The organism is Paenibacillus sinensis, from assembly GCF_019904155.1.
GTDB lineage: Bacteria > Bacillota > Bacilli > Paenibacillales > Paenibacillaceae > Paenibacillus_AQ > Paenibacillus_AQ sinensis.
Window position 1 is genome coordinate 18,143 of record NZ_JAHCMB010000130.1, and the last position, 25,835, is coordinate 43,977.

Genomic DNA, 25,835 nt, shown 5'->3' on the forward strand with positions numbered 1-25,835 from the left:
GTCCTCCTTGAGATAGATCAGGTCCATAATTTTGAAAAGGGAAGCCGCTGGCGGCTTCCCTGGAATAAGCTGCGATATTAACGCCGGCATGTGCAGGCAACTTCGGATCTTGCTTAAAGCCTTCATGCCGGAATACCCGGCTTCAGACTGCGGCCGGCCCCGCTTGCATGTGGGGTCCGCATCAATCTACATGCTACTCGTCGATCTTGAGCACCGCCATGAACGCTTCCTGCGGCACCTCGACGCTGCCGACCTGCTTCATGCGCTTCTTGCCTTCCTTCTGCTTCTCCAGCAGCTTCCGCTTACGCGAAATGTCGCCGCCGTAGCACTTGGCAAGCACGTTCTTGCGCATCGCCTTGACGGTCTCGCGGGCGACGACCTTCGTGCCGACGGATGCCTGAATCGGCACCTCGAACATCTGGCGCGGGATAATGCCGCGCAGCTTCTCGCAGATGATGCGTCCGCGGTTGTATGCGCGGTCGCGGTGCACGATGAACGACAGGGCGTCAACCTGCTCGCCGTTCAGCAGAATGTCCATCTTCACGAGATTAGACTGCCGGTAGCCCGACAGCTCGTAATCGAAGGAGGCATAGCCCTTCGTACCGGATTTCAGCTGATCGAAGAAGTCATAGACGATTTCGGACAGCGGAATTTCGTACGTAATCGTAACCCGGTTCGAATCGAGATACTCCATGTTGACGAATTCGCCGCGCTTGTTCTGGCACAGCTCCATCACCGTGCCTACGAAGTCGTTCGGCACGATAATGCCCGCTTTGACGTACGGCTCCTCGACGTAGTCGATTTTGCCGACCTCTGGATAGTTAGACGGGTTATCGATCTCAATCATTTCTCCGTTCGTCAGCTTGATACGGTAGATAACGCTAGGCGCCGTCGTGATCAGCGGAAGATTGAACTCGCGCTCGATCCGCTCCTGAATGATCTCCATATGCAGCAGTCCGAGGAAGCCGCAGCGAAAGCCGAAGCCAAGTGCGCTCGACGTCTCGGGCTCGAAGCTCAGGGAAGCGTCATTCAGCTGCAGCTTCTCCAGCGCTTCACGCAGATCGTTGTAATCCGAGGTCTCGATCGGATACAGACCGCAGTAGACCATCGGATTGATCTTGCGGTAGCCGGGCAGCGGCTCGGCGGTCGGATGTTTCGCATCCGTCACGGTATCGCCGACCCGGGTATCCCCGACATGTTTGATCCCAGCCACGATGAAGCCTACGTCGCCAACGTTAAGCTCGTTCACGATGCTCATGCGCGGCATGAAGGCCCCGACCTCAATAACCTCAAAGGTTTTGTCGGTCGCCATCATCTTGATCTTCGAGCCGGCCCGGATGCTGCCGTCCACAACGCGGACATAGACGATAACGCCTTTATAAGGATCGTAGTGGGAGTCGAAGATCAGCGCCTTGAGCGGCTGATCGGGATCGCCGGTCGGCGGCGGAACCTGCTTGACCACCTGCTCCAGAATCTCCTTGATGCCGATGCCCGCCTTCGCGGAGGCCAGCACCGCCTCGCTGGTGTCCAGTCCGATAACATCCTCGATCTCCTGCTTCACCCGCTCGGGATCAGCGCTCGGAAGGTCGATCTTGTTGATGACCGGCAGAATCTCCAGATTGTTGTCCAGCGCCAGATAGACGTTGGCCAGCGTCTGGGCCTCGATGCCCTGGGCGGCGTCGACGACGAGCAGTGCGCCTTCGCAGGCCGCAAGGCTGCGCGACACCTCATAGGTGAAGTCGACGTGTCCCGGCGTATCGATCAGGTTCAGCAAATACTCTTCGCCGTCGTCCGCCCGGTAAGACAGCCGGACCGCCTGCAGCTTGATCGTAATGCCGCGCTCTCGCTCCAGATCCATCTGATCGAGCACCTGATCCTGCATCTCACGGGAACTCAGCGCCCCGGTGTATTCCAGAATCCGGTCGGCAAGCGTTGACTTGCCATGGTCTATATGTGCAATTATCGAGAAATTGCGGATGTTTTCTTGTCGTTTCTGAACGTCAGTCATTCCTTACCCCCACAGACAGCCTGATGTTAATCACTTTATTATAGCAGTACAAGCTCCCACCAGCAATCCGGCGGGAGCGGAGGTTTTTTTAATTGGCGTCATGTCTTCGGCTCGGCGCCGGTTTCAGGGACTAGGGCTGACCGGACGAATCGAACAGGGAGACAACCCAGCGGATGCCTTTGCGCGAGGCGTTCTGAAGCATGCCCGCCGTCTTGTCCGCCAGTTCATCGATCGCGGGCTCCTGCTGATTCGGAACCAGGATCTGTCCGGGCGTCAGCGTGCTGGGGCTGACCGCAGGCTGCTGCGGAAGCATGTCGGCTGAGCTGCTGCGTTGTGCCGGCTGCTGCTGCACCGAGCGGTTGGAACTGCTGCCCTGCACCGGTTGCTGCGGGACCGTGCCGGCCGAGCCGCTTCCCTGCACAGGCTGCTGCGGGACTGTGCCGATGGAGCTGCTGCCCTGTGCCGGCTGCTGGATTGCAGCCTGCCCGGAGCCGGACGGCTGCTGGACATAGATCGTCTGTCCCGAACCGGACACCGACGGAACCAGCGTGACCGGCACATAGACGTATCCACCCTTGCCGTCGCTCTGCACCTGATAGCCGGTAACGGCAGTGCTCTGAGCTCCGGCAGCCGGAGCGTTGTTCACGGCGGTGCCAGAGATGACACTCCATCCGGGAACGGGAGTAGACGAATTCCCACCCGTCCCGCCAAGCTGCATCCCTACCAATATTCCGATTCCGGCCCAGATCCCGAAGACCGCCAGCTTTTTTCCGAAATGCGACATACTCTCACCCTTTCCCTGCGTCCCAAGCTACCGATAATCCGCCTTATCCATTCGCTTAATTCGCCTCGCCCGTTCCGCCTTCCGCTCCTGCCGTCCCGCTTCCTGCCCCGCCGTCTTCCGTCTTCGCGTTCGCTTTCTCCGCTTGATGGCTGCTCCAGTACAGGTCTGCGATGGCGTCTCCCAGCACCTCCGCGGTGGCTTTCAGCTCGGCTTCCGTGTTGTCGATGCCGCCAACCTCGATCAGGACGCTGGTCGGGGACAGCGTTTGATTATATTCACCATTGTTGCCCTTGCCCGACGATTTACCCCAGATGCCCCGGGACAATCCGGGATATTTCTTCTCCAGCAGCTTGTGGATGCTGTTCGCGAACGCTTCATTCTCCTTCCAGTCCTTATTCGCGCGTCCGAGGATGAAATATACCTGCGCATATGATTTGCCGTTAATCACCGTTGTCGTCTTGTCGTAGCGCTGAGAGTCCCGGTGAATGTCGATCAGCTCCGTCATGCCGGCATGCTCGCTCATCGCCGCCTTCACCGTAGCCCGGGAATACTTATAGGAATAATTCCAGTTGTAGTCCGCAACTTCAGTGGCATAATCATCTTCGGTGTGCAGGGTGCCAATGCCCCGTTTCTCCAGCCGCTGCGCGACATATGAGCCCACGAGCATCACATTCTTGTCAGGGTCGGCGGAGCTCGGATTGTCGCTCTGCAATCCCAGCAGCGGATTATAGGCTTCCCGCGGATGGGAATGGTAGATCATAATCCGCTTGTCCTGTCCTGCCTGATCTTGCTGATTGGGCTGATCTGCATTGCTGGCGTCTGCGGAAGATGAGGGCTCGGGCGCTGCGCTCTCCACGGGAGAGCCTGCTGCTGCGCCTTCGCCGTTATCCCCGCCCGTGCCGTCACCTTCGCTGCCACCGCCCGCCTGGGGCTGCGGGGTCGTCTGCGGCTGAGCCGTTTGGCCTGCGAGTCCATCCTGTCCGGGATGGTAGTCCGCCGGGGCGCCGGGCGTTCCGCCGGAGCCGCTTCGCAGCAGCACGGCGTCATCCGCCGCCATCCCGGGCAGCTCGCGCGACAGAAGACTCTTCGGATCGCCGGGATTCACGCTCGTCAGCATCTGGAAGACGAAGCTCGTAACCTTCTCGCCCGAGAGAGCGGAAGGCTCCTTCGTCTCAGGGAGATGGGGAACCTCCATGCCGAGCAACTCCTTGAAGAAACCGGCGGACAAGGATGCAGCCAGCCCTTTCATAGAAGGGAGCGGAGAGTTGTCGAGCTTCTGTCCCGCAACTCCTCCGGCGCCCAGCAGCAGAAAGAATACGAGCGACCCGCAGGCAAGCAGCAGCATTGTCCGGCCGAGCGCCAGCCCTTCCAGCACTTTGGCGCGCAGCCGGGCGAAGTTCCATAGGCGAAACCATTTTCTGTCCATTATCGTTATGTCCTCCTCAGGCTCTCTGTAATCTCTTATACTTCAAATCTATGAAGCGATGAGAGAAACTAGAACACCGGAAGAAGATCAGAATAACTTCTATCGAATTCAATCGAAGTCTTCTCGAAAATGCTGCGGAATCCATCTCAAAAAGCCCTCACTAAGCAAGGCAGGTGCTGCGAATCGGAATCTGGGATAGAGGAGGGGCCTGGATCGCTTGTAAATTGTCTGTTCAAAAAATAGAACGGGCTGCAAGCCCGCTCTGATTTCTGATCGATCAACTGTCTACTATCTGGAGGCAGCGCCGCCCGGGATCACGTTCACCTGAAGTTTCAACGGCGTTCAGTGCGTATATGCCCCCGCATTCCCGGGGTCAACCGCTTCGTGCAGCGCGGCGTTCAGACCGGTCGCCACAACGTTGGCGATGTCCTCGATGAATTCGTCGATTTCCTTCGGCGTCACAATTAAGTCATGCCCGAGAGGCTCCAGCACTTCCTTGACGAGGGCCAGCCTTTCCTGCTCGGTGATGCTGTCCAGCAGCCCCATAATTTGCTTGGATCGGCCTTCCGCACCTCCAAAGTGACTCTTCATCATCTCCAGCACATTGCCGACGATGGTGGAGGCATAGCAGACTGTCGGTACGCCGATCGCGATACAGGGGACGCCCAGCACCTCCTTGGTCAGCCCGCGGCGCTTGTTGCCGATCCCCGATCCGGGGTGGATGCCGATATCAGCGATCTGGATGGTCGTGTTGACCCGCTCCAGCGACCGGGAAGCCAGGGCGTCAATCGCAATAATGGCCTCCGGCTTCGTCCGGTCCACAATGCCCTGAACAATTTCGCTCGACTCGATCCCGGTCAGTCCCAGCACGCCCGGAGCGATGGCACTCACATTGCGGTAGCCCGGCGATACCTGGTCGGGCATCAGCTCATAGAACTGACGGGTAATCAGCGCGTTCTCCACGACAAGGGGACCCAGCGAGTCGGGTGTCACATTCCAGTTGCCAAGCCCGACGATCAAGACGGAGGCGCTCTGTCTGATTCCGATCCGGTTCATGAAGGTCTCGAACTCCCGAGCGAAAGTCTCCGATACCTTCTCCTGCAGCCCCGAATCCCCGCCGCGCAGGCCGGGAACCTCCAGCGTGACATAATTCCCGATGGCCCGGCCGATTCTCCGTGACCCTTCCTCTGAGCTCACGCTAAGCCGGGTCACCTTGATTCCCTCCGATTCCTCCACTTGCTCGTCCACTCCGGGTATCGGCTGGTTGCCGCCAAGGCCCTGGGCCAGCTCCTTGGATTCAATCGCCAAATCGGTACGCGCCGAGTACAGCCGCAGATCCAGTTCCATTCTTGATAAGCCTCCTGTCTGGTTTAGATGGCATAGACTGTCTTCTATGTCCTAGTGTGCGGGAGGAGGTGTCTGATTATACAAAGAATTCACGGAATTCACGCGAAATTACGAGGTTTTAATGTTGCATTTTAAGGTGGTGCGTGCTAAACTATTTTAAGTTGTGAATCATTTGATGATTTCCGAATGCCTTACAGGAGGTGAATGCAATGCCAAACATTAAATCCGCGGTAAAACGCGTTAAGACGACGGAAAAGCGCCGCGCGCTGAACATTTCTCAGAAATCCGCTCTTCGTACAGCCGTTAAGGCTGCTGACGTAGCGCTGGAAGGTACGGAAGTACAAACCGCTCAAGCTGCTTTCCTTGCTGCTTCCAAGAAGCTGGACAAGGCCGTTACCAAAGGTCTGGTTCATAAAAATGCGGCTGCCCGCAAGAAGTCCCGCTTGGCGAAGAAACTGAACGCTCTGTCCGCTCAAGGCTAAGAGCTTCTATAATGTACTGTGAAGAACCTGACCGCTCCGAAGCGATCAGGTTTTTTTGTGCTGCGGGGACTGAACTAAGGTATTAACCACGGAAATTCTCCACCTACAGCTTCGACGAGAAGCTGCTGATGGCTGAGGATGCCGATTTTGCCTGAAGGCTCAAACGTTGGGGCAAGCGCTCCGGCCTGAAATACGGCATGCTGATTAAAGCCTGGATGATTACCTCCTGCCGGAAATTCGACCGTGGGGAGACTGGTATTTGTGCAGACATCCCCGGCTGGTCCTGGCTTATCTGAGGGGAACCGACCAGAAGCACGCCGAACAGGCTTACTATGAGAACCAGGGAAGATAAGCCTTAAGCCGTTCTTCCCGCTCCGAGCCGCAGCATGAACAGCTCCAGCCCGAGCACCTTGTCGATTCCACCGGTCTTCATCTGGTAATCGAGATCGGCCAGACGGCTCAGGATTTCCTTGAGCTGAACCCCGCTGAACTTGCGCGCCTGCTCAGCCGCCAGCTTGACGGCATACGGATGGAGCCCGATCCGCGAAGCGATCTGTCCCTGAGCATAGCTCTGTTCGGACAACTCCTTGACCTGCAGGATGATCCGGAACTGCCGGGTGATCAGCGCCGCGATCTTGATAGGCTCCTCCCGCTGCTTCAGCAGCTCATGAAGCGTCCCGATCGCCTTGTCCAGCCGCAGGTTCGCAATATCCTCCACAAGCGTGAAGACATTCTGCTCCGTTCCGCGCGGGACCAGGTTCTCCACATCCGCCGGAGTGACGGTTCCGCCGCTGCCCGCGAACAGGCACAGCTTGTCCATCTCCCCCGTCAAAGTCTGCAAACCTGTACCGGCGCTGGCGATCAGCGCCTCGGGCATTCCCGGAGCGGGGCTGCAGCCCCGCTCCCGTATCCCCTTCTCCACCCACTTGAGCAGCTCGTCCGCTCCAAGGGGACTAAAGGCCAGCACAGTTCCGGCCGTCTTCAGCGTCTTGACGATTTTTTTGCGTTCATCGAGCTTGTCGCCATTCACCAGAAACACGATCACGCTGAAGTCCGCGGGACTCGTGAGGTAATCCTGAAGCGCCTCGACCCGGTGGTCGAGCTTCGCATTATCTCTTCCCGCCGTGAACAGCGCGGCGTCCTTGACGATGAGCAGCTTGCGTGGCACCATAAAGGGCACCGTCTCGGCCTCCTCGACCACCGCCTGAATGGGCGTCTCGGACAGATCGAACGGAATAACCGCAAAATCACGCTCCTCCTCCGAGATCAGTTCCTTTTCAATCAAGGCTACAAACTCGTTCATTCTGAATTTTTCACTTCCATATAAACAATAGACCGGGGCGAATTTCCCCTGTTTGATTTCCTTTGCCGCCGTTTTGGCATCCATCCGCAGGCTGCTCCTTCCCTGATGCGGCTGCCGCGCACCGTCCATTCTTCGTTTCATTATTGTAGCATAAGTCGGAGGGCTTGCGGCCATAGCGTGAATTCGCCTCCCATACAGAAGAAGCAAAAGCGGAGAAGCCCGGCCATATCTTCTCGCCGTTGCTTCTCCGCCTTTACGCGGCTCATCTATATAAACGACAGCACGCGAGGCTCTAGAAACCTCTGTGCTGCCGGTCATACGATGCCTTGCCTAGGAACTGCCGCTCTTCCCGAAGCAATTCCTGTCCTTATGCCTTATTCTATTCAGAACGTCTTCCGAATGTGACACTTCGGTTGTTTATTTTGTTGATGCCGAAGGAGAGGGAGAAGCCGTCTGCTCCGGTGAAGCCGTGCCGGAACCGGTCGGAACCGGTGTTTCTTCCGATAAAATATACGATGAACGCTTCTCATTGCCGTCCGTATTCGTCACGAAGTCGAATTGCTTGCCGTCATCGGACCATTGTCCCGACACCCAGGCTCCCTGGAAGGGAATCGTCGAGATAGCCTGTCTGCTCCCCGCATCCCCGCCATTCAGTCTGTAGATGATCAGGTTCTGCCCCTCCAGTACAGCCGAATAACGGCCATCTGGAGAAGTCCATGCGTTCGAATCCTGCACCTGTGAAGGAGCTATCGCCATTATTCCCATATCAGCGCTCAGGCCGGGCTCCTCGCTGCTGTGCAGCTGCTCGCCGGCGGCATTCTTCTCTGAGACACGATCTTCCGCGGCATCACTGGTCATAGTGCCCGCTTCCTGCGAGGCCTCAGGGGTCTTCGCCGGAGAAGTCGGCGCCGTCTTCTTGGAGACTACGCTCTTTCTTGCTTCCGCACTTGTTCCGCCCGCCGCGTCGCCGCTTCCCTTGCGGTCAGCCTTTGCCGACGGCTGGGCCTTGGGGGTCGGAGCTTGATCAGATGAATCTTCCGCGGCAGGGCTGACGGGAGAGGTTAAGGAGTAGGCTTCCGCCGGTGACGTCTCCTGGACTGACTCGCCGAAAGACTGCTGGAGTTCTGCCGATCCGGCCGGCAGAGCGCTATTGCTGTTCCCGGCAACGCTGTTTGATGCTATTCCGTTGCCGTCATAGTCATATCTCTGGGCGGAAGAGGCTTCGCCCTTCATCATATCCTCAACCTGCGCATCGGGCATTTGTTTCGGCATGTTCAGCACCGCGATCCCGAGCAGCAGAGCAGCCGCTGCCGCGCCGATCCCGAAGCGTGCAGACAATGAGGAGCTTCTCGGCTTGCGCGAAGCGCGGCGGCTCATCTCCTGAATCTTCGGCTCCTGCGCCGGGGATATAACTTCTTCTGCCGTTGTCCGGTCGATTTCATCCAGCTTCGGCAGAATGGAATCCACCAGACTGAAAGGCGGACTCACATCGGGAAGGCTCTCCAGCTCGCTCGAAAGCGCGCTGAGCCGTTCGAACATCTCCGCGCAGGAAGGGCAGTCATCGATATGGCGAAACATTTCAAGCGCCTCGTCCCTGCTCAGATCATGATCCAGATAACGGTTCATCCATTCTATCACCTCCGCGCAGTTCATCCCGATACACCACCTTTCTGATACTCCTGAAGTCTGTTTTGAAGCTGCTGCCTTGCCCTGAACAGGTAAGATTTCACCGTATTCAGCGGCAAATCCAGGCAGTCCGCTATTTCGTTGTATGAAAAATCCTGAAGGTACCGCAGGACGATCACCGTCTTGTGATGCTCCGGCAGCTGATCGATCGCCTCCCGAATGTCCTGCGCCAAATAGCCCGAGAGAACCTCCCGTTCTACGTTCTGCTTATCCTTGAACACCATTTCATGCTCATCGATGGAGACCGTCGGTTTGGTCTTCCTGAATTTATCGATGCATATATTGGTCACGATCCGCTGAACCCATGTCTTGAACTGAGCCTTTTCCTCGTAGGAGCCGATTTTGGTATAAATCCGGATCAACGCTTCCTGCGAGGCGTCCAGCGCATCCTGTTCATTATGCAAAATGTAAAAGGCTGTTTTGTACACATGGCCTTCAATTTCTCGCAATAGGGTGATTAGAGCGTCGCGATCGCCCGATTGAGCGGCTCTGATGAGTCCCTGCTCCACCACGAAGGTTCCCCCTCTCTATGCAATCTCACAGACGTGAGAGACTGCTGTTTTGTTGCATGCCGTAAGCCCGAACAATGTGCCAAATTATTGAAAACGCATGAAAATGACGATTGCCGCTCTGACAGACGCACTTTTTTAAGCATACAAGGAATCAACGGGCCAATCAAACTCATTCCCAGCTCAATTCCATTACAAAATTGACACCTTGCCGTGGACAAAAAAACCTGACAAGCATCCACGGGCCGGATTAGTTCCGCTAAGTTCACAAGCACAGGGGATATGCCATTTTTACCCAAATCCATAGGGAACAGCAGCTTATCCAAAAAAGCACTAGCCCCCACCGGGAAGTAAGGCCGAATGGATGCGTGATCCGATCTACTCTTATCATTAAACAAAAAACCTCCGCCCCCTGCTAGGAAGGACGAAGGTTGACTGAAGATTTCAGTCCGGAGATCCCGGTGTTCGAAAGGCTTCTATATATAAGAAGAGAATGGCTGTTACTTGACGGAGGCTGCCTTGATTTCTTTAAATTTCGCTACATATTTGGAGGCCAGCTCGGTGATCTGGTCGTAACGGCCCTCCTTGGCCGGCGCCGTCAAATTGCCGCCGATGCCGACGGCTACGCAGCCGCCCTTGATCCATTTCTCCATATTCTCAAGGTCAACGCCGCCGGTAGGCATAATATTCACATGCGGCATCGGTCCATTGACCGACTTGACGAAGTCCGGTCCGAAGGCGCTGCCCGGGAACAGCTTCAGAATGTCCGCACCAAGCTTAAGGGCTTCCTTCATTTCAGCCAGCGTCAGCGTTCCCGGCATGTAGGAAACACCGTACAGGTTGCAGATTTTGGCCGTCTCTTCCTCAAAGGAGGGGCTGACAACAAATTCGGCGCCGGCGAGGATCGCAATGCGGGCTGTAATGGGGTCCAGCACCGTCCCCGCACCGATGACCGCCCTGTCTCCGTAAGCTGCAACCAGCTTCTTGATGACGGCATCAGCGCCCGGGGTCGTGAAAGTCACCTCGATATTGTTCAGTCCGCCTTCGATACAGGCTTCGGACATGCGGTAGGCGTCCTCGGCATTGTCTGCGCGGATGACGGCGACGACACCGGTGGACAGAAGATTTTGCAGCACCTTAAGCTTTTTCATGGATCATACGCCTCCAGATAAACTTTTGATAAACAAATAAACTAATTTTATTTATAAACGTTTAGTAATATAATGAATATCCCAGCTAATCAAATAGTAATGATAATTGTTTCGGTAGTCAATGCCTTTTGCGCAATTCACAGGTCAAAACTTATTGTATTCGGGAATAAACATTGATTAATCAAGGAATTTTCATTTTTTCTTTCTTTATGAATTCAGATACTTCAGAGGAAATCCGGATCTCCTTCTTGTACAAAACCGATTTATGTGCTATTTTCAATTCATAATACACTTCTGCCAGAAGAACCCCCTTTTTTCCTTAGGAGGAACTAATCAATGGATAAACATTTGGACGTCGTCACATTTGGTGAGCCTATGGCGATGTTTTATGCGAATGAAACCGGACCGCTTGATGAAGTCACCGCCTTCTCCAAGGCTCTGGCGGGCGCAGAGAGCAATGTGGCTGCCGGGTTGTCGCGTCTGGAACACCGGGTCGGCTATGTAACCAAGCTCGGCCAGGACAGCTTCGGCACTTTTATTATGAAAGCCTTGAACAACGAGGGGATCGACACCTCGCGCATTACGTTTACAGGGCGGCTCCGGACCGGGATGCTGGTCAAATCGAAGGTTGAGAGCGGCGATCCCCAGGTAGAATACTTCCGCAAAGGCTCGGCAGCCTCCACACTCAGCCCTGAGGAATTGGACGAAGCCTACTTCTCTTCCGCTGGGCATCTGCATGTAACCGGCATCTCCGCCGCCTTGTCGCCGGAATGCCTCAGCTTCTCCGAGCATGCCATGGACTTTATGCGGGCTCAGGGCAAGACGGTATCGCTCGATCCGAATCTTCGCCCTTCTCTGTGGCCGGACCGGCAGAAGATGATTGATACGATCAACGGCCTGGCCACGCGCTGCGACTGGTTCCTGCCGGGCCTCGGCGAAGGCCGCATTCTGACGGGCCTCGACACACCGGAGGAAATCGCTGCCTGCTATCTGGAGCTTGGCGTTTCCCTTGTCGTCATCAAGCTGGGGCCGGAAGGCGCATATTTCAAATCGGCGGACGGCAGCGAGGGAAAGGTCGAGGGTTTCAAAGTAGAGAAGGTTGTCGACACGGTAGGCGCCGGGGACGGCTTCGCAACCGGCGTCGTCAGCGGGCTGCTGGAGAAGCTTCCGGCACGGGAAGCGGTCAGGCGGGGGAATGCGATCGGCGCTTTGGCCGTCATGTCGCGTGGTGATATGGACGGACTGCCGACAAGGGAGGAACTGGCGCGTTTCATGAACCGGTAAGAAATCGCCTCATGCGGTTCACTTCTTAGGATTCACCCTCTCATTCATATAAATTGCCATCGAAGCAAACAAGGACATCTCTTCCGGGTCAGCGGAAAAGATGTCCTTGTTACTGTTGCTACGCTTGGGTAGTGTACGTTATTAAGTTAACTGCCGAACGGAATGCCCCGGCTGAAGCGCCGGCGAGAAGCGGTACGTGATCGGAACCGGCGATCCGCCCTCTTCGATGCCGCCCAGAATGATCTTGGCGGCCTGCATGCCCATTTCATAGGCGGGCTGGCGAATGGTCGTGATTTCCGGATTGTAGACGGCGGCGATCTCGGCCCCATCGATGCCGATCACCGACAGATCATCCGGAATCTTAAGTCCCTTACGATTGGCGTATTTCAGCGCCTCGCCAAGGGCGATGTCATTCGCCGCCAGAAGCGCAGTTGGCGGCTCCTCCATGGAGAGCAGCGAATCAAGCGCTGCTCCCATATCTTCTCTGGCTGCGCTGCAGATATAGGCATCGTTCCATTGGAGGCCGGCTTCTCCCGCGGCTCTCCGGAAGCCCGCGATCCGCTCCCTCCGGGGAGTAACGGCATAGGGTCCGAGCGGCAGGGTCAGCAATGCCACCCGCGTATGGCCCGCCTCGGCGAACTCCCGAACCGCTGCCTTGATCGCCAGTTCATTATCAAGCAGAAGGCTCTGGGTCGAGATGCCGTCGATCAGCCTGTCCATAAAGACGAGCGGATACCGGCTCTCCGTCAGGGGAACGTACCGGGTGACGTCGTCTCCCGTCGGGAACACAATCAGCCCGTCCACCTGCCGGGCCAGCAGCGTCTCGATATATCTGCTCTCCTTGTCCGGGTTCTCGTCGGCATTGCAGATAATGACCTGAATGTCCCTTAGCTGAAGCTCGTTCTCGATTGCACGGATGCACTGAATGGACAGGGAATAATTGATGTCCGCCACGATGACCCCGACCGTGTATGTCCGGTTCTGTTTAAGCCCCCGGGCCAGGCCGTTTGGCCGATAGTTCAGCTCTTCGATCACAGCCGCGATTTTATTCCGCGTCTCTTCGCTCATATATTTATACCGTTTATTCAGAAACTGCGAGACTGTGCTTTTGGACACGCCCGCCTTCTTGGCCACATCATCAATAGTCATCTTTTTCATAAACTTTCACTCCGGTTGCTTAGGGGTCCTGTCACCCCGGGAATTCATACAAGAGAAACGGCTTCTACTGTGTCAACTGTCTATTAAAAAAGTATATCTGAAATTTAGTAAATTATCCATGTGAGCATTTTGCAGTGTAATCGAATTATGCAAAATGCTGATGCAGTAGACTTTCTCCTGAAATGAGTCGGCTTCATTCGAACGCCGGAGCTGAAGCCTCTTATTCTAGCGGAATCGAGTAGAAGATCCGATAACCGTTGCGGTCGGTATACCAGAACACTTGATTGCCGCTGACAACCGGATCGCATTCCGACAATCCAAAATAGGCAAGAGTATGGACGGAGCCAGCCGGGTTGCCATCCTGGTCGATATAGACATACTTCAGATCACCGGGTTGACCTTCAAAATCGAATTCCTGCCACAGCACCATCAGCTTGTCGTCGGTTATCTTGACCAATTTCGGAATGGACGCGATTCGGCTGCTGCCGACATATTTGCCCAGTGTAATTTGCTTAACGGCTGATTTGTCCAGACTGTTCTTGGGCAGCACGCTGAGGATGATGTCGCGCTGATCCCTTTTGAGCCCAACCAGATCGTAAGAGTTGTATTCGGTAACCTGGGAATGGTCGATCGTATTCATCGCCACGATATAGCTGCTGGAGGATACTTCAAATCCGCCGAGAGATACACCCGTCTGATTCGCGCCGATCGCCCCCGGAATTTGGAAAAGATCCACCTCCGTATACTTCCGTCCGTCGCCTTTGTTCAGGACAATGGAGCGGGGGTAAGCGTCGCCGTGATCGATCAGAACATGATTAGCCCCGTCGAACCGGACATACTGGTCGAAGGAGTGGCTGACATGATTGCTCTGGAATCGGCCCAGATCATTTGTTACCGTCATGCTGGATGTGTTAACGACCAGAGTCAGCTGGGATTGGTGATTGAAGCCGTCGGGTGTTGTGTAGCGTTCCCGCGCAGTATGGAAGACAAGCGTGCTGCCGGACTCGGCCATCCGGCCGGAGCCTGCGTCAAAAGGCTTGACTGTGTAGCTCGGCCCGCCTTTGACCGATACGCTGTCAATCCGGTTGAAGTTCTTGTCGTACCGGACAATCCGGATAACTTCTTTGTCGTCATTCTCTTCCGTGTTGTTCTGGCCGAAGGCGATATAATTGTAAGTCTCACCGCTATAAAAACCGCCGAATATCGGAAGCTCATAAGCAAGGCTGTTTTTGGACATAAGCTGGAAGCTGCTGTCATAAGTCTCCATCTCCACCTGGCCGTCAGCCCGAATGGCGGTTACCGTTCCGTCCTGGTTCTTCACGAGATATGATTCCACCGGGCTCTTCCATCTTGGAAAAGAGGACGATTCGGCATTGCTGGTTCCGGCGGCGGATGACTTCACCCGGTAGGCATGATCAGGCGTTCTGGAAAATAGCGAGACCTTGTTGGCAGTCGCTTCATATTCCACATCATAGGGAATTCTGGCGGCCAGGTCCCGCAGTTGAACATAATTGCTGCCGTCGATGTTGTAAGCCTTGACCGTCTGAAGCGTCCCGTCTATGAGAAGCTTCAGATTTTGCGGAATGGCCGGATAGGTGCTGCTTTCGCTGTAATATTGGTCTTCCCCGCTCCCATCGGGAACATAGGCTTGTCCGGTGCTGACCTCGACCGCCTGGCTCTTGATATTCCAGGAAACATTGAACTGGCTGGAAGTGCCCGAGAAATGCTCCGCAATGTCCCGCAGTTTGAAATAGTTGCTCCCTTGAATGTTGAAACCGGTAAGATCGGCTTCTTCCCCGTCAAAATATGTACGGCTCTCCGTCACACTGGCTTTAACCGACTGGTCCGCAGAAGCGGAAGCGCCGAATGTCAGCGAGACCAGAGCTATGATGACCCACAGATTAAGTATTTTCTTCAATGTATATTCCCCCAATTGCTATGTCTTTTGGTATAAAAAATGATTCTATCTCTATGACGCTACGGCCCCCTCCCCTGGTTCTAGGTGCACTCTATTAAATTATGGAGGAAAAACCTCCCTATTCACAATAGATTATAGGAAAAAGACAAAAAAGCACGCGAAATAACGCCTTCGCATGCTCTGCATTCCGTCGATTAATCAGGATATTCCCTTAATCCGGTACAAACTGTTCCAAACGCTGCACTTCACCTTTTCGATTCCATCTCATCAATTTTTTTGCCAATACCTAATTCCGTATTCTCAGTTGCTCTGCTCTATGACCTCTTTAAGCGCAACCCCTACCAACCTCATTTCTATAGCTTTTCTCTTTATTTCTGCCGGGTACCCCCTTTGGTTGCCATGCCAAAGCACTTCCTAGATTATCTCTCCTATCTGACAACAAGGTTTCATTCTAATGTTTCGGGGACAGTCCAATGGATAATCGGAACAGTTGGTCAGAATCAGCCCAGCTCTGCTGTATTCCTAACTTCAAGCCCCCTCTCCGGGTTTCTCAGTCAGGGACTTGTGTCCGCAGAGATCAGCTTATGTCTCACCGACAAAGAACCGTCCTTAACCTTGATCTGGACTTCGCCCTGCTCATCCGTACGGAAGATGTCCATTCCGGCTGCAAGATAACGCTCCAGCACCTCCTTGCCTGGGTGGCCGTAGGTATTGTTCTCTCCCACAGAAATGACCGCAGTCGAGGGCTTCCAGTATTGGAGCCAGGCTTCGCTGCTGGACGTTTTGCTGCCGTGATGGGCTGCTTTCAGCACATCCACTTGCCCAGCCGCCGTCTGGGCGCAAGCCGTTCCGGCAGGGATGCAGGCTGATTGTTGCGCGGCGATCACTTCAGTTTCGGCGGCTTTTTCAATATCGCCCGTGAACAGGAAGCTGCGCCCGCTCATCTCCAGCCGGAAGACAACGGAGGAATTGTTCTGCTCCTCTACAACTGGAAGAACCGGCTCCCCCGCGCTCCCGAGCTTCGGCCACAGAAAGGACAGCCTCGTCCCTTCGGACCCGGACGGCGACCACTGCATACCTTGATGAACGGCGTACAGCCTAATTCCCTTCTGGACCGCCGTGCTCATCAGCTTGGTGTAATTGTCGTGTTCGGCAAGCGTCCCGTTGAACAGGAGGGCGTTAACCGGAATCTCTTCCAGAACGGCCTGAAGCCCGCCCATATGATCCTGATCGCCATGAGTCAAAATAACGGCATCCAGATGGTGGACGCCCCTTTTTCTGAGCAGCGGCACCACCGTCTTGGCTCCCACCTCATACGGACTGCGGCGTACCCGCCATTCCTCCTTGCTGCCAAAGCTCAAGGTTCCGCCTCCATCCACCAGAATGTGAACGCCGCCGGGCGCCGAAATCAGAATGCTGTCTCCTTGCCCCACATCAAGAAAGCTGACTTCACCCTCCGGGGACGGCATTTCCGGCTTGTAGCCCCAATAGAGCAGCAGCGACAGTCCGGCGGTAATTAATACAGCCGTGATTCGGTAACGCCGGACGGCAGCCGTGCCCATTATGCCAGCGGGAGACGGGGAAGAATCCCGTGCATCACAATGCCCATCCCCTTCCAGCGGAACGGTCTCCCCGGCGATGTAACCGGGAACCTTCCGGGCCTCGGCCGCGAGCTTCAGCATAAGCAGCAGCGCATACAGCAGTCCATAGTACACAACAATCCAGATCAGAGACGGCGACCGCCAAATCGTCATTCCCGCATAACGCCCGATGCCGTCCACAACGGCGAAGGTGGCCGTATTCAGCAGTCTGACCAGCCAGGCAATCTGCTCCGCCAGATACGGCCACAGTCTGGACAGCAGAAGCGAAGCCGTTCCTAAAGGCAGCACGCCGAATGTAATGAACGGAACGAGAATGAAATTGGCAGCGAACGACAGCATCGCGAACTGATTGAAATAATAGATGGTTAGCGGAAAAGATACCAGCTGTGCTGTCAGCGTGACAGCCACCGCGCTTCCAGGCCGCCTGGGGAGACGAGCCAGAAGCGGAGCCGCCAGCGGAACGAAGACGATCAGTCCCGCCGTCACCAGAAAAGACAGCTGAAAGCTGACGTTCAGCAAATAGTACGGCTCCCAGAGCAGCATCAGCCACCCGGCGAGACAGAGGACATGAAGTCCGTCCTTCAATATTCCTACACGGGCGGCGTACAGCGCGATCATGCTCATGAGACCCGCTCGAATGACGGACGGACCGGCGCCCGCAAGCAGTACGTACACCGGAAGGAACAGCATGGTCAGCGTCAGCGCTGTCTCCCTCGTCAGCCGTATCCGGGTCAGCACATACAGCAGCACGCCCGCGTAGACGGCAACATGCATGCCGGAGATAGCCAGAATATGGGTTAGCCCAAGCCGTGAGAACTGCTTATAGGTGTCCGGGTCGAGCTCATCCTGCATCCCGATAATCAGCCCTTTCAAATAGCCTGCGTCCCTCGCAGGGAACAGCCGCTCCAGCTCGCCTCCGATACCGCTTCGGACGGAATCGCTCCATCTGAGCACCGACCTGAAGCCAAAGCCCGCGGGAGCTTCCACCGTCACACTGGCTGTTCCGGACGCCTTCAACAGCCAATGAATATGGCGGCTTCGCAGGTACTCTCTATAATCAAACCCGTCGAAATTCCGGGCTGTGGCCGGAAGCTCCAGCGCCCCGTCCACCCTGACCCGGTCACCACGTTTCCACTTCGCCGCTTCCGAAATTTCTTCTTCGGCCTGCAGCTTGACCTGAACCGCAATTTTTTCTCCTTGGGCGGCGGCTGCGGCTCCGCCAGCTTCTTCACTCCCCGCTTCGGTAGAACCGGTGTCTTCTTCATCGTTGACGGCGCCCTCGACAGACAGTAAGGCGGCATCATGAATCACCATAACAAAATCCACCCGGTCTCCGTCGCGTTCAACTGTGGAGGACACAATCCCTTCCATATGTACCGGCGCCTCTTCCAGCCCCGATGCGGACTGTCCGAGAGCAGCCGGAAGCGCCGTTGTGTTCCGGTGGTCATTCCACTCGAAATAAGCTCCTCCAAGGGTAAGTATGAACCATAGAAAGATCAGCAGCTTGACCCCTTGACCGCGTCTCAGCAGAGCTACCGCCGCCGTCAGCAGCGTAATACCGGCCCATACCCACAGCAAGCGATTTATGATCAGCAAATAGGCGGCGGCATTTCCAGCGGTCCAACAGACAGCCGCATAAACTAATGGCCTCTTTGTCATCTTTCTCATCCTTTCATTCACTCCGAACTACCCGGCCCGGGAGGCTATAGCTCTGCATGCCTTAAAGTTCTCCATCGCAGGCAATTTTCTTAACCCGTAAGCAGCACCTTACAATCCCCTCTTCCGAAAGCGTCATAGGGACTGTACCGTGAGCGATATTTTTTCAACCGGAAACAAAAAGAACCCCTGTTACGCGCATCACGCGTGAACAGAGGTCCTTCCTCATTGCCGACTTGCGGCCCGTTATGAAATTGCGTATCTTAATCGCCTGCGTTAGTCCGTTACGCCCAGCACCGTTTCCCGGGGAGGCTCGTAGCCTTCCAGTCTGCGAAACAGAATACCCTTGGTGCCCATCATCTGCTTGACCTTCTCCGTGTCCTTCGGGTATTCGCGGGTATAGACGATTTCGACCACCCCGCTGTTGGCAAGCATGTTGGCGCAGGTCCAGCACGGCTCGTCTGTCACGTACACAGTGCTGCCCTCCCGGTCAATCCGGTCCGTGAACAGCAGCAGATTCTGCTCCGCATGAATGGTCCGGATGCAGCGCTGCTTCTTGATCATAGTCTCTTTGCCGTCGACGATCTCCAGTTCGTACTGCTCGGATACCATGCAGCCTGCTTCCGAGCAGTCCGGCACGCCCATGGGCGCTCCGTTATACGCGGTGCCGAGCAGCTTCTTGCCCTGAACAAGCACGGCGCCGACGTGGCGGCGCGGGCAACGAGAGCGGGTCGAAACCATAAAAGCAATATCCATGAAATAGGTATCCCAGTCCTTGCGGTATGCGATGGTCATCTGATTTCCCCATTTTCTTCAAAAATCGTTGTTACTTATTGTAGCATATCCCGTCAACCCGTTCCTATGAGAACACGCAGCACATCCGTCCCAGAACCGTTGCTTAATAAACAACGTAGGGCTTCATCTTCTCCAGCATCTTCGGTCCGATCCCCTTGACCTTCTCCAGATCGGACGCGCTCTTGAAGGGACCATGCTGGCTGCGGTAATCGACGATCGCCTGCGCCTTCTTCTCGCCGATCCCGGGCAGTGCAGTCAATTCGGCGGCACTCGCCGTATTGACGTTCACCATGCCGGCGGCTGCGGCCGGCTGGCTGCCCGCGGCGGCAGCATCCGCCGCCGCGCCGGACGCGGCTTCGGCTGTGCCGGAAGCCGCCTGGCCTTCGCCGCCGGTTCCCCCGGCGGCTGCGCCTGCGGGGGCGGCCGGGACGCCTGCGGCCGCCTCCGCCATGGCCCCGCCGCTGCCTGCCGCAGCGGGGCCTGCCGTTCCGACGGTACCGGCTGTGCCTTCGCCGGTTCCGCCTCCAGCGGCGCTGATACCGCCGCCGCCCATTCTGCCTGCGGCCGCCTCCCCGGCCGTCCCTGCTGCCTCGCCGCCGATGCCCAGCGCCTCCGACATAGCGCTGCCCAGCGGCTGCCAGCCGGCCATGTCCCGGTCCTCACCGCCGCCTGCGGCCCAGATCACAATGCCGCCCGCCACAGCCAGGACTGCGGCTCCTATTTTGTGCATACGTATCATATCACGTCACTCCTTCGTTATCCGGACAGTCGCCCGATCTTCTTATTTACCCCTTACAATTTCCATATCATTGGCATTAGTCAAGCCACCCGCGCATACATATATCGAAGAACGTTACTGGCAAAGAGTAAAGCGCGAAAGGAGGGAATCACAGGATGAAAGTAGGTTTTATCGGAACGGGCAGCATGGGCGGCCTGTTGATCGACGCCTTCCTTTCCTCCGGGGGGCTTCTGGCGGGCGATGTGATCGCGAGCAACCGCAGCCGCCAGAAGCTGGACCGGCTCGCGCAGCTTCATCCCGGAATTACGCTGGCGGGGAACAACCGTGAGACGGCCGCCGGCAGCGATATATTATTTCTGTGCGTCAAGCCGCTGGAATTCAAAGCGCTGACCGATGAGATTAGCGATTGTCTAGGGAGCGAACAAATTGTTGTCTCCATTACGAGCCCGGTGCAGATCCATCATCTGGAGCGTGTTCTCCCATCCAAAATAGCCAAAATCGTTCCGAGCATCACCCATAGCGTCTTCAGCGGCACCTCGCTCTGCGTGCTGGGCAGCAGGCTGGACGATCATGACCGTGAATTGCTGCTTGGGTTAATGTCCCATATCGGAAATCCGGTTGGAATATCCGAATCCCACACCCGCATTTCCTCTGATTTCTCAAGCTGCGGCCCGGCTTTTCTAAGCTTGTTTCTGGAGCGCTGGATTGAAGCCGCAGCAGCCGCCACCGGCATCGACCGAAGTCTCGCCGGCGTACTCGCGGCCGAAATGCTGCTCGGTACCGGCCGGCTGCTGACCGAAGGCGGGTTCACGCCAGGCGAGCTTCAGGAACGGGTGGCGGTGCCCGGCGGCATTACCGCCGAAGCGCTCAGCCTTCTAGGGTGCAGTCTGGACGGCGTATTCGAGCGGCTCATCGATACGACCCACCGGAAGTACGACGAAGATCTGGCCAAGCTGGACGCGCTGTTCGGCAAGGATGGCCCGGCTTCTGAATAACGCAAAAACCCCGCGGCGGATTTCTCCTGCCACGGGGTTTTTGCGTGCTTCGCTAACCCACTACAATATTGACCAGCTTGCCCGGAACCGCGATAACCTTGCGGACGGTTTTGCCCTCGATGGCCGCGCTCACACTCGGAAGACCCATCGCGTGCGCCTGCATGTCATCCTGGCTCATGTCCTGTGCGATCTTGGCCCGCTGGATGATTTTGCCGTTCACCTGAACAACGATTTCCACTTCGGCATCCACCGTCATGGCCTCGTCGTACGAAGGCCAGGCCACATAAGATATCGTGCCTTCATGGCCGAGCAGCTGCCACAGTTCTTCGGCAAGATGCGGCGCGAGGGGCGACAGCATCTGCACGAAGTTCTCCATCGCCTCGGTAGGCAGCGTCTCCTGCTTGTAGGCGTCGTTGATGAAGATCATCAGCTGGCTGATCGCCGTATTGAAGCGCAGATTCTCGAAATCGTCCGTCACCTTCTTGATCGTCTTGTGCCAGGTGCGTTTGAACTCCTCCGTGCCGCCGTTCTCCGTGATCTTGGCGCTCAGGGAGCCGTCCTCGCTGGCGAAGAGACGCCATACGCGGGACAGGAAGCGGTGAATCCCTTCCACGCCGTTCGCGCTCCAAGGCTTGGTCGCTTCCAGCGGACCCATGAACATTTCGTAGACGCGGAGCGTATCGGCACCGAATTCGGAGACAATTTCATCCGGATTGATGACATTGCCGCGGGATTTGCTCATCTTCTCGTTGTTCGTTCCGAGAATCATACCCTGATTGACCAGCTTGTAGAACGGTTCCTTCGTATCGACAACGCCGAGATCATAGAGCACCTTATGCCAGAAGCGGGCATACAGCAGGTGGAGCACCGCATGCTCGGCGCCGCCGATGTAGAGATCGACCGGCAGCCATTCCTTCTGCTTCTCCGGGGAGCACAGCTCCTTGTCGTTGTGCGGATCGATGTAGCGCAGATAGTACCAGCAGCTGCCGGCCCATTGCGGCATCGTGTTCGTCTCGCGCCGCGCCCTCATGCCGGTCTCCGGATCGACCGTCTCGACCCAATCCGTCACGTTCGCCAGCGGGCTCTCGCCCGTGCCCGACGGCTTGATGGCGTCGACATCCGGCAGCATCAGTGGCAGCTGATCCTCCGGCACTGTCTTCATCGTGCCGTCTTCCAGATGCAGAATCGGAATCGGCTCGCCCCAATACCGCTGGCGGCTGAAGAGCCAGTCGCGCAGACGGTAGGTTACTTTGCCCTTGCCGAAGCCCTTCTCCTCCAGCCACGAAATCATCGCCGAGATGGCCGGCGCATTCTCCAGGCCGTTCAGGAAGTCGGAATTCACGTGAGGACCGTCGCCCGAATACGCTTCTTCTTCCACGTTGCCGCCCTGGACAACCTCGACGATCGGCAGGCTGAACTGCTTCGCGAATTCCCAGTCACGGGTATCATGTCCCGGAACGGCCATGATTGCGCCCGTTCCGTAACCGGCCAGGACATAATCGGCGATCCAGATCGGCAGCTGCGCTCCATTAACCGGATTAACCGCATAGGCGCCTGTGAATACGCCTGTCTTCTCCTTGGCCAGGTCGGTACGCTCCAGATCGCTCTTGCGCGCAGCCCGTTCCTTGTATGCTTCAACTTCGGCGCGCTGGGCGTCCGTCGTAATCGCCGCTACCAGCTCATGCTCCGGAGCGAGTACGCAGTAGCTTGCGCCGAACAGGGTGTCCGGACGGGTCGTGAACACCGTCAGGCTGCTGTCATGTCCGTCGATGGCGAAGACCACCTCGGCCCCCTTCGACTTGCCGATCCAGTTGCGCTGCATATCCTTGATGCTCTCGGACCAGTCAAGTTCCTCCAGATCCTCCAGCAGGCGTTCCGCGTACTCGGTAATGCGCAGAATCCACTGGCGCATCGGCCGGCGGATGACAGGATGGCCGCCGCGTTCGCTTTTCCCGTCAATGACTTCTTCATTCGCCAGCACTGTGCCGAGCGCCGGACACCAGTTCACCGGAACCTCGGCTACATAGGCAAGCCCGCGTTTGTACAGCTGGATGAAGATCCACTGTGTCCATTTGTAATAGCCCGGGTCAGTCGTGCTGATCTCGCGGTCCCAGTCATACGAGAAGCCCAGCGATTTGATCTGACGACGGAAATTGTCGATATTCTTGACCGTAATGTCACGCGGATGCTGTCCCGTATCGAGCGCGTGCTGCTCGGCCGGCAGTCCGAAAGCGTCCCAGCCCATCGGATGCAGCACATTGTAGCCGCGCATGCGTTTGTAGCGGGATACAATATCCGTAGCTGTATAACCTTCCGGGTGTCCGACATGCAGACCGGCTCCCGAAGGATACGGGAACATATCCAGCGCATAGAACTTCGGTTTCCCCGATTCTTCCCCGGTCTTGAACGTATGATTCTCTTCCCAATACCGCTGCCATTTCGGCTCCAGCGTCTGGGCGCGGTAGCCCTGCGGTGCCTGATTCTCCTTAATGTCGCTCATTGTTACTCCTCCTTGAATGCTAAGCGGACTTCTGCAATCCAAAAAGCCTCCCATCCGTAGCGTACAACGCTAGGGACGAGAGGCTGAATTCCCGTGGTACCACCCTAATTAGCAGGATGACCTTGCCGGTCTCTTCCCCTGCTCACTTTAGCGCCGGATAACGGTGGCGGACCGACGGTGCTTAATAGATGGACAGAAATGTCCGTTCAGCGCCGTTTCTCCGAGGTGAGTTCATTTCATTATCGTCAACCGGCTCGCACCTGAAGCACCGGCTCTCTGCGTGACGCATCCGAAATTACTGCTCCTCATCCTTGAATGCTCTGAAATTCTGAATATTCCCCAACATTATATACAAAAGAGTGTTCCGGCGTCAATCCGTCCCTGTCCCTTAAGCAGGCTTCCGCCGGACATAGTACGCCACTATATGCTGCAGCACCACTTTACCGGCGGCAAAAACGGGAACCGCCAGAATTAGACCGATGATCCCGGCCAGCTCGCCTCCGACCAGCAGCGCGAATATAATCAGCAGCGGATGCAAATGCAGTGTACGGCCAACGACCTGCGGAGATATCACATTGCTCTCCAGCATCTGGCAGAGCGTATTGACGACAATCACGAGGAGAACGAGGCGGATCGAGACCGTCGAAGCCATGACGAGAGCCGGAGCGGCTCCGAGAAAAGGGCCGAGATACGGCACGATATCGAATATCGCGACAAAGCAGGCGAACAGCAGCGCATAAGGGATGCCAATCAACGCATATCCGATATAGGCGAGAATGCCGATCATGACGCCGACGATGAACTGGCCGCGAATGTAATTGCCGAGTGCGATATCGATGTCTCGCAGCATCTTCACGATCGATTTCCGGCGGGAGCGTGGCAGGCAGGAAATAACCAGACGCTCGAAGACATCAAAATCCTTCAGGATATAGAACACCAGGAACGGTATGATAAAGGCGTCGAACACCACGCCGATCGTCGTTCCGATATGATCCAGGAAATTCGAAATCCCCTTTGCCAGACGGTTCTCCCATTGAAAGAACCAATTGTTCATCCCCGTTTCCACCCCCTGCGGAATCAGCCGGGTATCCATGCTGTGCATGAGCCCCTGAGCGCGAAGCGTCATTTCCGGCAGATGCTCGTTCAGCTCCTCCAGCTGTTCGATCAGCATCGGGATGAGGTTGATGGCAATAACGGCCAGCACCGTGAGAAAGACCGCATATATGAGCAGCACGGCTGCGCCCCTCGGCATTTTTCGCCGGGCCAGAAGACTGACGACGGGATTCAGCACATATGAGATGATCATAGCGGCCAGAAACGGAGCCAGCACCGCTTTGAGAAAAGTATAAATACTCATCAGCATCGGACGAAGCTGCCAAATAAAATACAGGATAATCAGACCGAGCAGCACGCCGACCATCCACCGAAACGTTTTGTTGCCGTACCATTGTTCCACTAGCGTTACCTCCTGCGGTCAAACTGGAAAAGACCTGCAATGTCAGTATATGTTTGTCCGCGGGAAAATAATCGGTCAAGCCCTGTAACCATTCTCTCTTCTTATCCGTCTGTGAGGATGGAGGTGGAGGTATTGAGTAAAAAAGGGATGTCCTTCCTGATCCTATCCGTATTGACGATCCTTCTTGCGGGGTGTGCCGGCTCATCGGAGACTGTATCCCAAGGCCCGAGTGGCCTGCCCGGGTCATCCAAGCCTGTGTCGGAAGGAGTCGCGCCACTTCCTTCAGATGAGGCCGCTCCATCCGTCAGCCCTTCCGCAACAGCAGAAGCAGCGAATATCAGGCCGCTGGATAAAGAGAAACCGCCGCTTCCGCTCATCCGGTCGGGAGAGACGGATCTTTCGATGTATCAGAGCACCTATTGCTGGGGCACGGTTTGCGCCGATTATGTCGGAGCGGAGGATCAGCTAAAAGGGAAGACGCCGAACGTTATTCCTGCCGGTGCCATCGTTGAGGTCCGGTTCCCTTACGATCCGGCTCCGTCGACTGTGAGGCTGGTGCAGCATCAAGACGGGAAAATCGCGGAGATTCCGTTGTCCGATGGAACTTTTCTGGCGCCGGACGAGCCGGGCGTGTACGCCTACAGCGTCTCGGCATTTTGGGGCTCGGGGGACGGGATCACCTCACTGGGCGATACCATGGTCGTCTTCTCGATACAAGTGAAATAAAATCAAAGAAAATGGCAGAACGAAAAAGAACCTTCAACTCCGCAGCGGGTTTGAAGGTTCTTTCTATGTAACCGTCCTAAAGCAGGCGTTATGCCCGCCTTAGGAAGATGCATGCAAATGTGTCATTTCCTGTGCCATATCATCGCCGCAGAACAAATCGTCAAGCGAGCTCAGAGTGCCGTCTTCTTCAACTTGATAGACCGACATTTTTTCGCCATTTACCGTCAGTTCAATAAAGCAGCCCCAGCAGTAAAATTGATGGGAACCGATTTTGCCGATATCCTTGGAACCGCAATTTGGACACTTCATAT

The 25,835-nt window shown here is 56.1% G+C and carries 20 protein-coding genes, 1 pseudogene and 1 other annotated feature; of the genes and pseudogenes, 5 read left to right on the forward strand and 16 right to left on the reverse strand.

The window, feature by feature from the left end; genetic code table 11:
- Window positions 1–193 precede the first annotated feature (193 nt).
- The 4 genes from lepA to gpr form a co-directional block, all read right to left on the reverse strand.
- Window positions 194–2,008, reverse strand: coding sequence for a translation elongation factor 4 (gene lepA / locus KIH86_RS15260; RefSeq protein WP_223083872.1), 1,815 nt, complete (start codon window positions 2,006–2,008; stop codon window positions 194–196).
- Window positions 2,009–2,138: 130 nt separating this feature from the next.
- The gene (locus tag KIH86_RS15265) at window positions 2,139–2,792 is read right to left on the reverse strand and encodes a hypothetical protein (RefSeq protein WP_223083873.1); all 654 of its coding nucleotides are present in this window, start codon (window positions 2,790–2,792) and stop codon (window positions 2,139–2,141) included.
- 55 nt (window positions 2,793–2,847) lie between these two features.
- A complete protein-coding gene (locus KIH86_RS15270; RefSeq protein WP_223083874.1) occupies window positions 2,848–4,218 on the reverse strand; it encodes a stage II sporulation protein P in 1,371 nt (456 codons plus the stop codon).
- A gap of 342 nt (window positions 4,219–4,560) precedes the next feature.
- Window positions 4,561–5,565, reverse strand: coding sequence for a GPR endopeptidase (gene gpr, locus KIH86_RS15275; RefSeq protein WP_223083875.1), 1,005 nt, complete (start codon window positions 5,563–5,565; stop codon window positions 4,561–4,563).
- Between the two features lie 209 nt (window positions 5,566–5,774).
- On the opposite strand from gpr, the gene rpsT reads away from it, so the two are divergent.
- Together rpsT and KIH86_RS29575 are read left to right on the forward strand one after the other, a co-directional pair.
- The gene (gene rpsT, locus KIH86_RS15280) at window positions 5,775–6,047 is read left to right on the forward strand and encodes a 30S ribosomal protein S20 (protein ID WP_223083876.1); all 273 of its coding nucleotides are present in this window, start codon (window positions 5,775–5,777) and stop codon (window positions 6,045–6,047) included.
- A gap of 110 nt (window positions 6,048–6,157) precedes the next feature.
- Window positions 6,158–6,399 (forward strand): annotated as a pseudogene (locus tag KIH86_RS29575) (glycosyl transferase family 2); the annotation flags it as partial.
- Between the two features lie 3 nt (window positions 6,400–6,402).
- On the opposite strand, the gene holA reads toward KIH86_RS29575, so the two are convergent.
- From holA to KIH86_RS15300, 4 genes are all read right to left on the reverse strand, one after another.
- On the reverse strand, window positions 6,403–7,434 hold the full coding sequence (holA, locus tag KIH86_RS15285) for a DNA polymerase III subunit delta (RefSeq protein ID WP_223083877.1): 1,032 nt from the start codon (window positions 7,432–7,434) through the stop codon (window positions 6,403–6,405).
- Window positions 7,435–7,767: 333 nt separating this feature from the next.
- Window positions 7,768–9,003: a zf-HC2 domain-containing protein gene (locus KIH86_RS15290; protein ID WP_223083878.1), complete on the reverse strand. Its 1,236-nt coding sequence runs from the start codon at window positions 9,001–9,003 to the stop codon at window positions 7,768–7,770.
- Entirely contained in the window at window positions 9,000–9,548 is a 549-nt protein-coding gene (locus KIH86_RS15295) for an RNA polymerase sigma factor (protein WP_038697860.1), read from the reverse strand. Before KIH86_RS15295 ends, KIH86_RS15290 begins: the two co-directional genes overlap by 4 nt.
- Before the next feature lie 497 nt (window positions 9,549–10,045).
- The gene (locus tag KIH86_RS15300) at window positions 10,046–10,696 is read right to left on the reverse strand and encodes a bifunctional 2-keto-4-hydroxyglutarate aldolase/2-keto-3-deoxy-6-phosphogluconate aldolase (RefSeq protein ID WP_223083879.1); all 651 of its coding nucleotides are present in this window, start codon (window positions 10,694–10,696) and stop codon (window positions 10,046–10,048) included.
- Between the two features lie 336 nt (window positions 10,697–11,032).
- Between KIH86_RS15300 and KIH86_RS15305 the strand changes: the two genes are divergently transcribed.
- Complete coding sequence (locus KIH86_RS15305; RefSeq protein WP_223083880.1) at window positions 11,033–11,980, forward strand: sugar kinase; 948 nt, start codon at window positions 11,033–11,035, stop codon at window positions 11,978–11,980.
- 141 nt (window positions 11,981–12,121) lie between these two features.
- Here the strand turns inward: KIH86_RS15305 and KIH86_RS15310 are convergent, their stop codons facing one another.
- The 5 genes from KIH86_RS15310 to KIH86_RS15330 all read right to left on the reverse strand — a co-directional run bounded on the left by KIH86_RS15310 (window position 12,122) and on the right by KIH86_RS15330 (window position 19,847).
- Window positions 12,122–13,138, reverse strand: a complete 1,017-nt coding sequence (locus tag KIH86_RS15310; protein WP_223083881.1) for a LacI family DNA-binding transcriptional regulator — start codon at window positions 13,136–13,138, stop codon at window positions 12,122–12,124.
- 220 nt (window positions 13,139–13,358) lie between these two features.
- Window positions 13,359–15,056: a hypothetical protein gene (locus KIH86_RS15315; protein ID WP_223083882.1), complete on the reverse strand. Its 1,698-nt coding sequence runs from the start codon at window positions 15,054–15,056 to the stop codon at window positions 13,359–13,361.
- Window positions 15,057–15,610: 554 nt separating this feature from the next.
- On the reverse strand, window positions 15,611–18,253 hold the full coding sequence (locus KIH86_RS15320) for a ComEC/Rec2 family competence protein (RefSeq protein WP_235775434.1): 2,643 nt from the start codon (window positions 18,251–18,253) through the stop codon (window positions 15,611–15,613).
- Between the two features lie 336 nt (window positions 18,254–18,589).
- Window positions 18,590–19,108: a deoxycytidylate deaminase gene (locus tag KIH86_RS15325; RefSeq protein ID WP_223083884.1), complete on the reverse strand. Its 519-nt coding sequence runs from the start codon at window positions 19,106–19,108 to the stop codon at window positions 18,590–18,592.
- Window positions 19,109–19,211: 103 nt separating this feature from the next.
- Window positions 19,212–19,847, reverse strand: coding sequence for a ComEA family DNA-binding protein (locus KIH86_RS15330; RefSeq protein WP_235775435.1), 636 nt, complete (start codon window positions 19,845–19,847; stop codon window positions 19,212–19,214).
- Between the two features lie 155 nt (window positions 19,848–20,002).
- Here KIH86_RS15330 and comER point away from each other — a divergent pair, with 155 nt between their 5' ends.
- Window positions 20,003–20,842, forward strand: a complete 840-nt coding sequence (comER, locus tag KIH86_RS15335) for a late competence protein ComER (RefSeq protein WP_223083885.1) — start codon at window positions 20,003–20,005, stop codon at window positions 20,840–20,842.
- Window positions 20,843–20,894: 52 nt separating this feature from the next.
- Here the strand turns inward: comER and leuS are convergent, their stop codons facing one another.
- Window positions 20,895–23,342 (reverse strand): leucine--tRNA ligase, encoded by a 2,448-nt coding sequence (gene leuS / locus KIH86_RS15340; protein ID WP_223083886.1) that lies wholly within the window; start codon window positions 23,340–23,342, stop codon window positions 20,895–20,897.
- Window positions 23,343–23,410: 68 nt separating this feature from the next.
- Window positions 23,411–23,663 (reverse strand) — a binding site (T-box leader).
- A gap of 67 nt (window positions 23,664–23,730) precedes the next feature.
- Window positions 23,731–24,798 carry an AI-2E family transporter gene (locus KIH86_RS15345; protein WP_223083887.1) on the reverse strand — a complete coding sequence of 356 codons (1,068 nt, stop codon included), beginning with the start codon at window positions 24,796–24,798 and terminating at the stop codon, window positions 23,731–23,733.
- Window positions 24,799–24,930: 132 nt separating this feature from the next.
- Between KIH86_RS15345 and KIH86_RS15350 the strand changes: the two genes are divergently transcribed.
- Complete coding sequence (locus tag KIH86_RS15350; protein WP_223083888.1) at window positions 24,931–25,524, forward strand: hypothetical protein; 594 nt, start codon at window positions 24,931–24,933, stop codon at window positions 25,522–25,524.
- A 99-nt stretch (window positions 25,525–25,623) separates the two neighbouring features.
- On the opposite strand, the gene KIH86_RS15355 is transcribed toward KIH86_RS15350, so the two are convergent.
- Window positions 25,624–25,833 (reverse strand): hypothetical protein, encoded by a 210-nt coding sequence (locus KIH86_RS15355; protein WP_223083889.1) that lies wholly within the window; start codon window positions 25,831–25,833, stop codon window positions 25,624–25,626.
- Window positions 25,834–25,835 lie beyond the last annotated feature (2 nt).

What these genes read in the sequence shown, in the direction of transcription:
- lepA (WP_223083872.1), bottom strand. Translation starts at nt 2,008, where the DNA reads ATGACTGACGTTCAGAAACGACAAGAAAACATCCGCAATTTCTCGATA.
- KIH86_RS15265 (WP_223083873.1), bottom strand. Translation starts at nt 2,792, where the DNA reads ATGTCGCATTTCGGAAAAAAGCTGGCGGTCTTCGGGATCTGGGCCGGA.
- KIH86_RS15270 (WP_223083874.1), bottom strand. Translation starts at nt 4,218, where the DNA reads ATGGACAGAAAATGGTTTCGCCTATGGAACTTCGCCCGGCTGCGCGCC.
- gpr (WP_223083875.1), bottom strand. Translation starts at nt 5,565, where the DNA reads ATGGAACTGGATCTGCGGCTGTACTCGGCGCGTACCGATTTGGCGATT.
- rpsT (WP_223083876.1), top strand. Translation starts at nt 5,775, where the DNA reads ATGCCAAACATTAAATCCGCGGTAAAACGCGTTAAGACGACGGAAAAG.
- holA (WP_223083877.1), bottom strand. Translation starts at nt 7,434, where the DNA reads ATGGATGCCAAAACGGCGGCAAAGGAAATCAAACAGGGGAAATTCGCC.
- KIH86_RS15290 (WP_223083878.1), bottom strand. Translation starts at nt 9,003, where the DNA reads ATGAACTGCGCGGAGGTGATAGAATGGATGAACCGTTATCTGGATCAT.
- KIH86_RS15300 (WP_223083879.1), bottom strand. Translation starts at nt 10,696, where the DNA reads ATGAAAAAGCTTAAGGTGCTGCAAAATCTTCTGTCCACCGGTGTCGTC.
- KIH86_RS15305 (WP_223083880.1), top strand. Translation starts at nt 11,033, where the DNA reads ATGGATAAACATTTGGACGTCGTCACATTTGGTGAGCCTATGGCGATG.
- KIH86_RS15310 (WP_223083881.1), bottom strand. Translation starts at nt 13,138, where the DNA reads ATGAAAAAGATGACTATTGATGATGTGGCCAAGAAGGCGGGCGTGTCC.
- KIH86_RS15325 (WP_223083884.1), bottom strand. Translation starts at nt 19,108, where the DNA reads ATGACCATCGCATACCGCAAGGACTGGGATACCTATTTCATGGATATT.
- KIH86_RS15330 (WP_235775435.1), bottom strand. Translation starts at nt 19,847, where the DNA reads ATGATACGTATGCACAAAATAGGAGCCGCAGTCCTGGCTGTGGCGGGC.
- comER (WP_223083885.1), top strand. Translation starts at nt 20,003, where the DNA reads ATGAAAGTAGGTTTTATCGGAACGGGCAGCATGGGCGGCCTGTTGATC.
- leuS (WP_223083886.1), bottom strand. Translation starts at nt 23,342, where the DNA reads ATGAGCGACATTAAGGAGAATCAGGCACCGCAGGGCTACCGCGCCCAG.
- KIH86_RS15355 (WP_223083889.1), bottom strand. Translation starts at nt 25,833, where the DNA reads ATGAAGTGTCCAAATTGCGGTTCCAAGGATATCGGCAAAATCGGTTCC.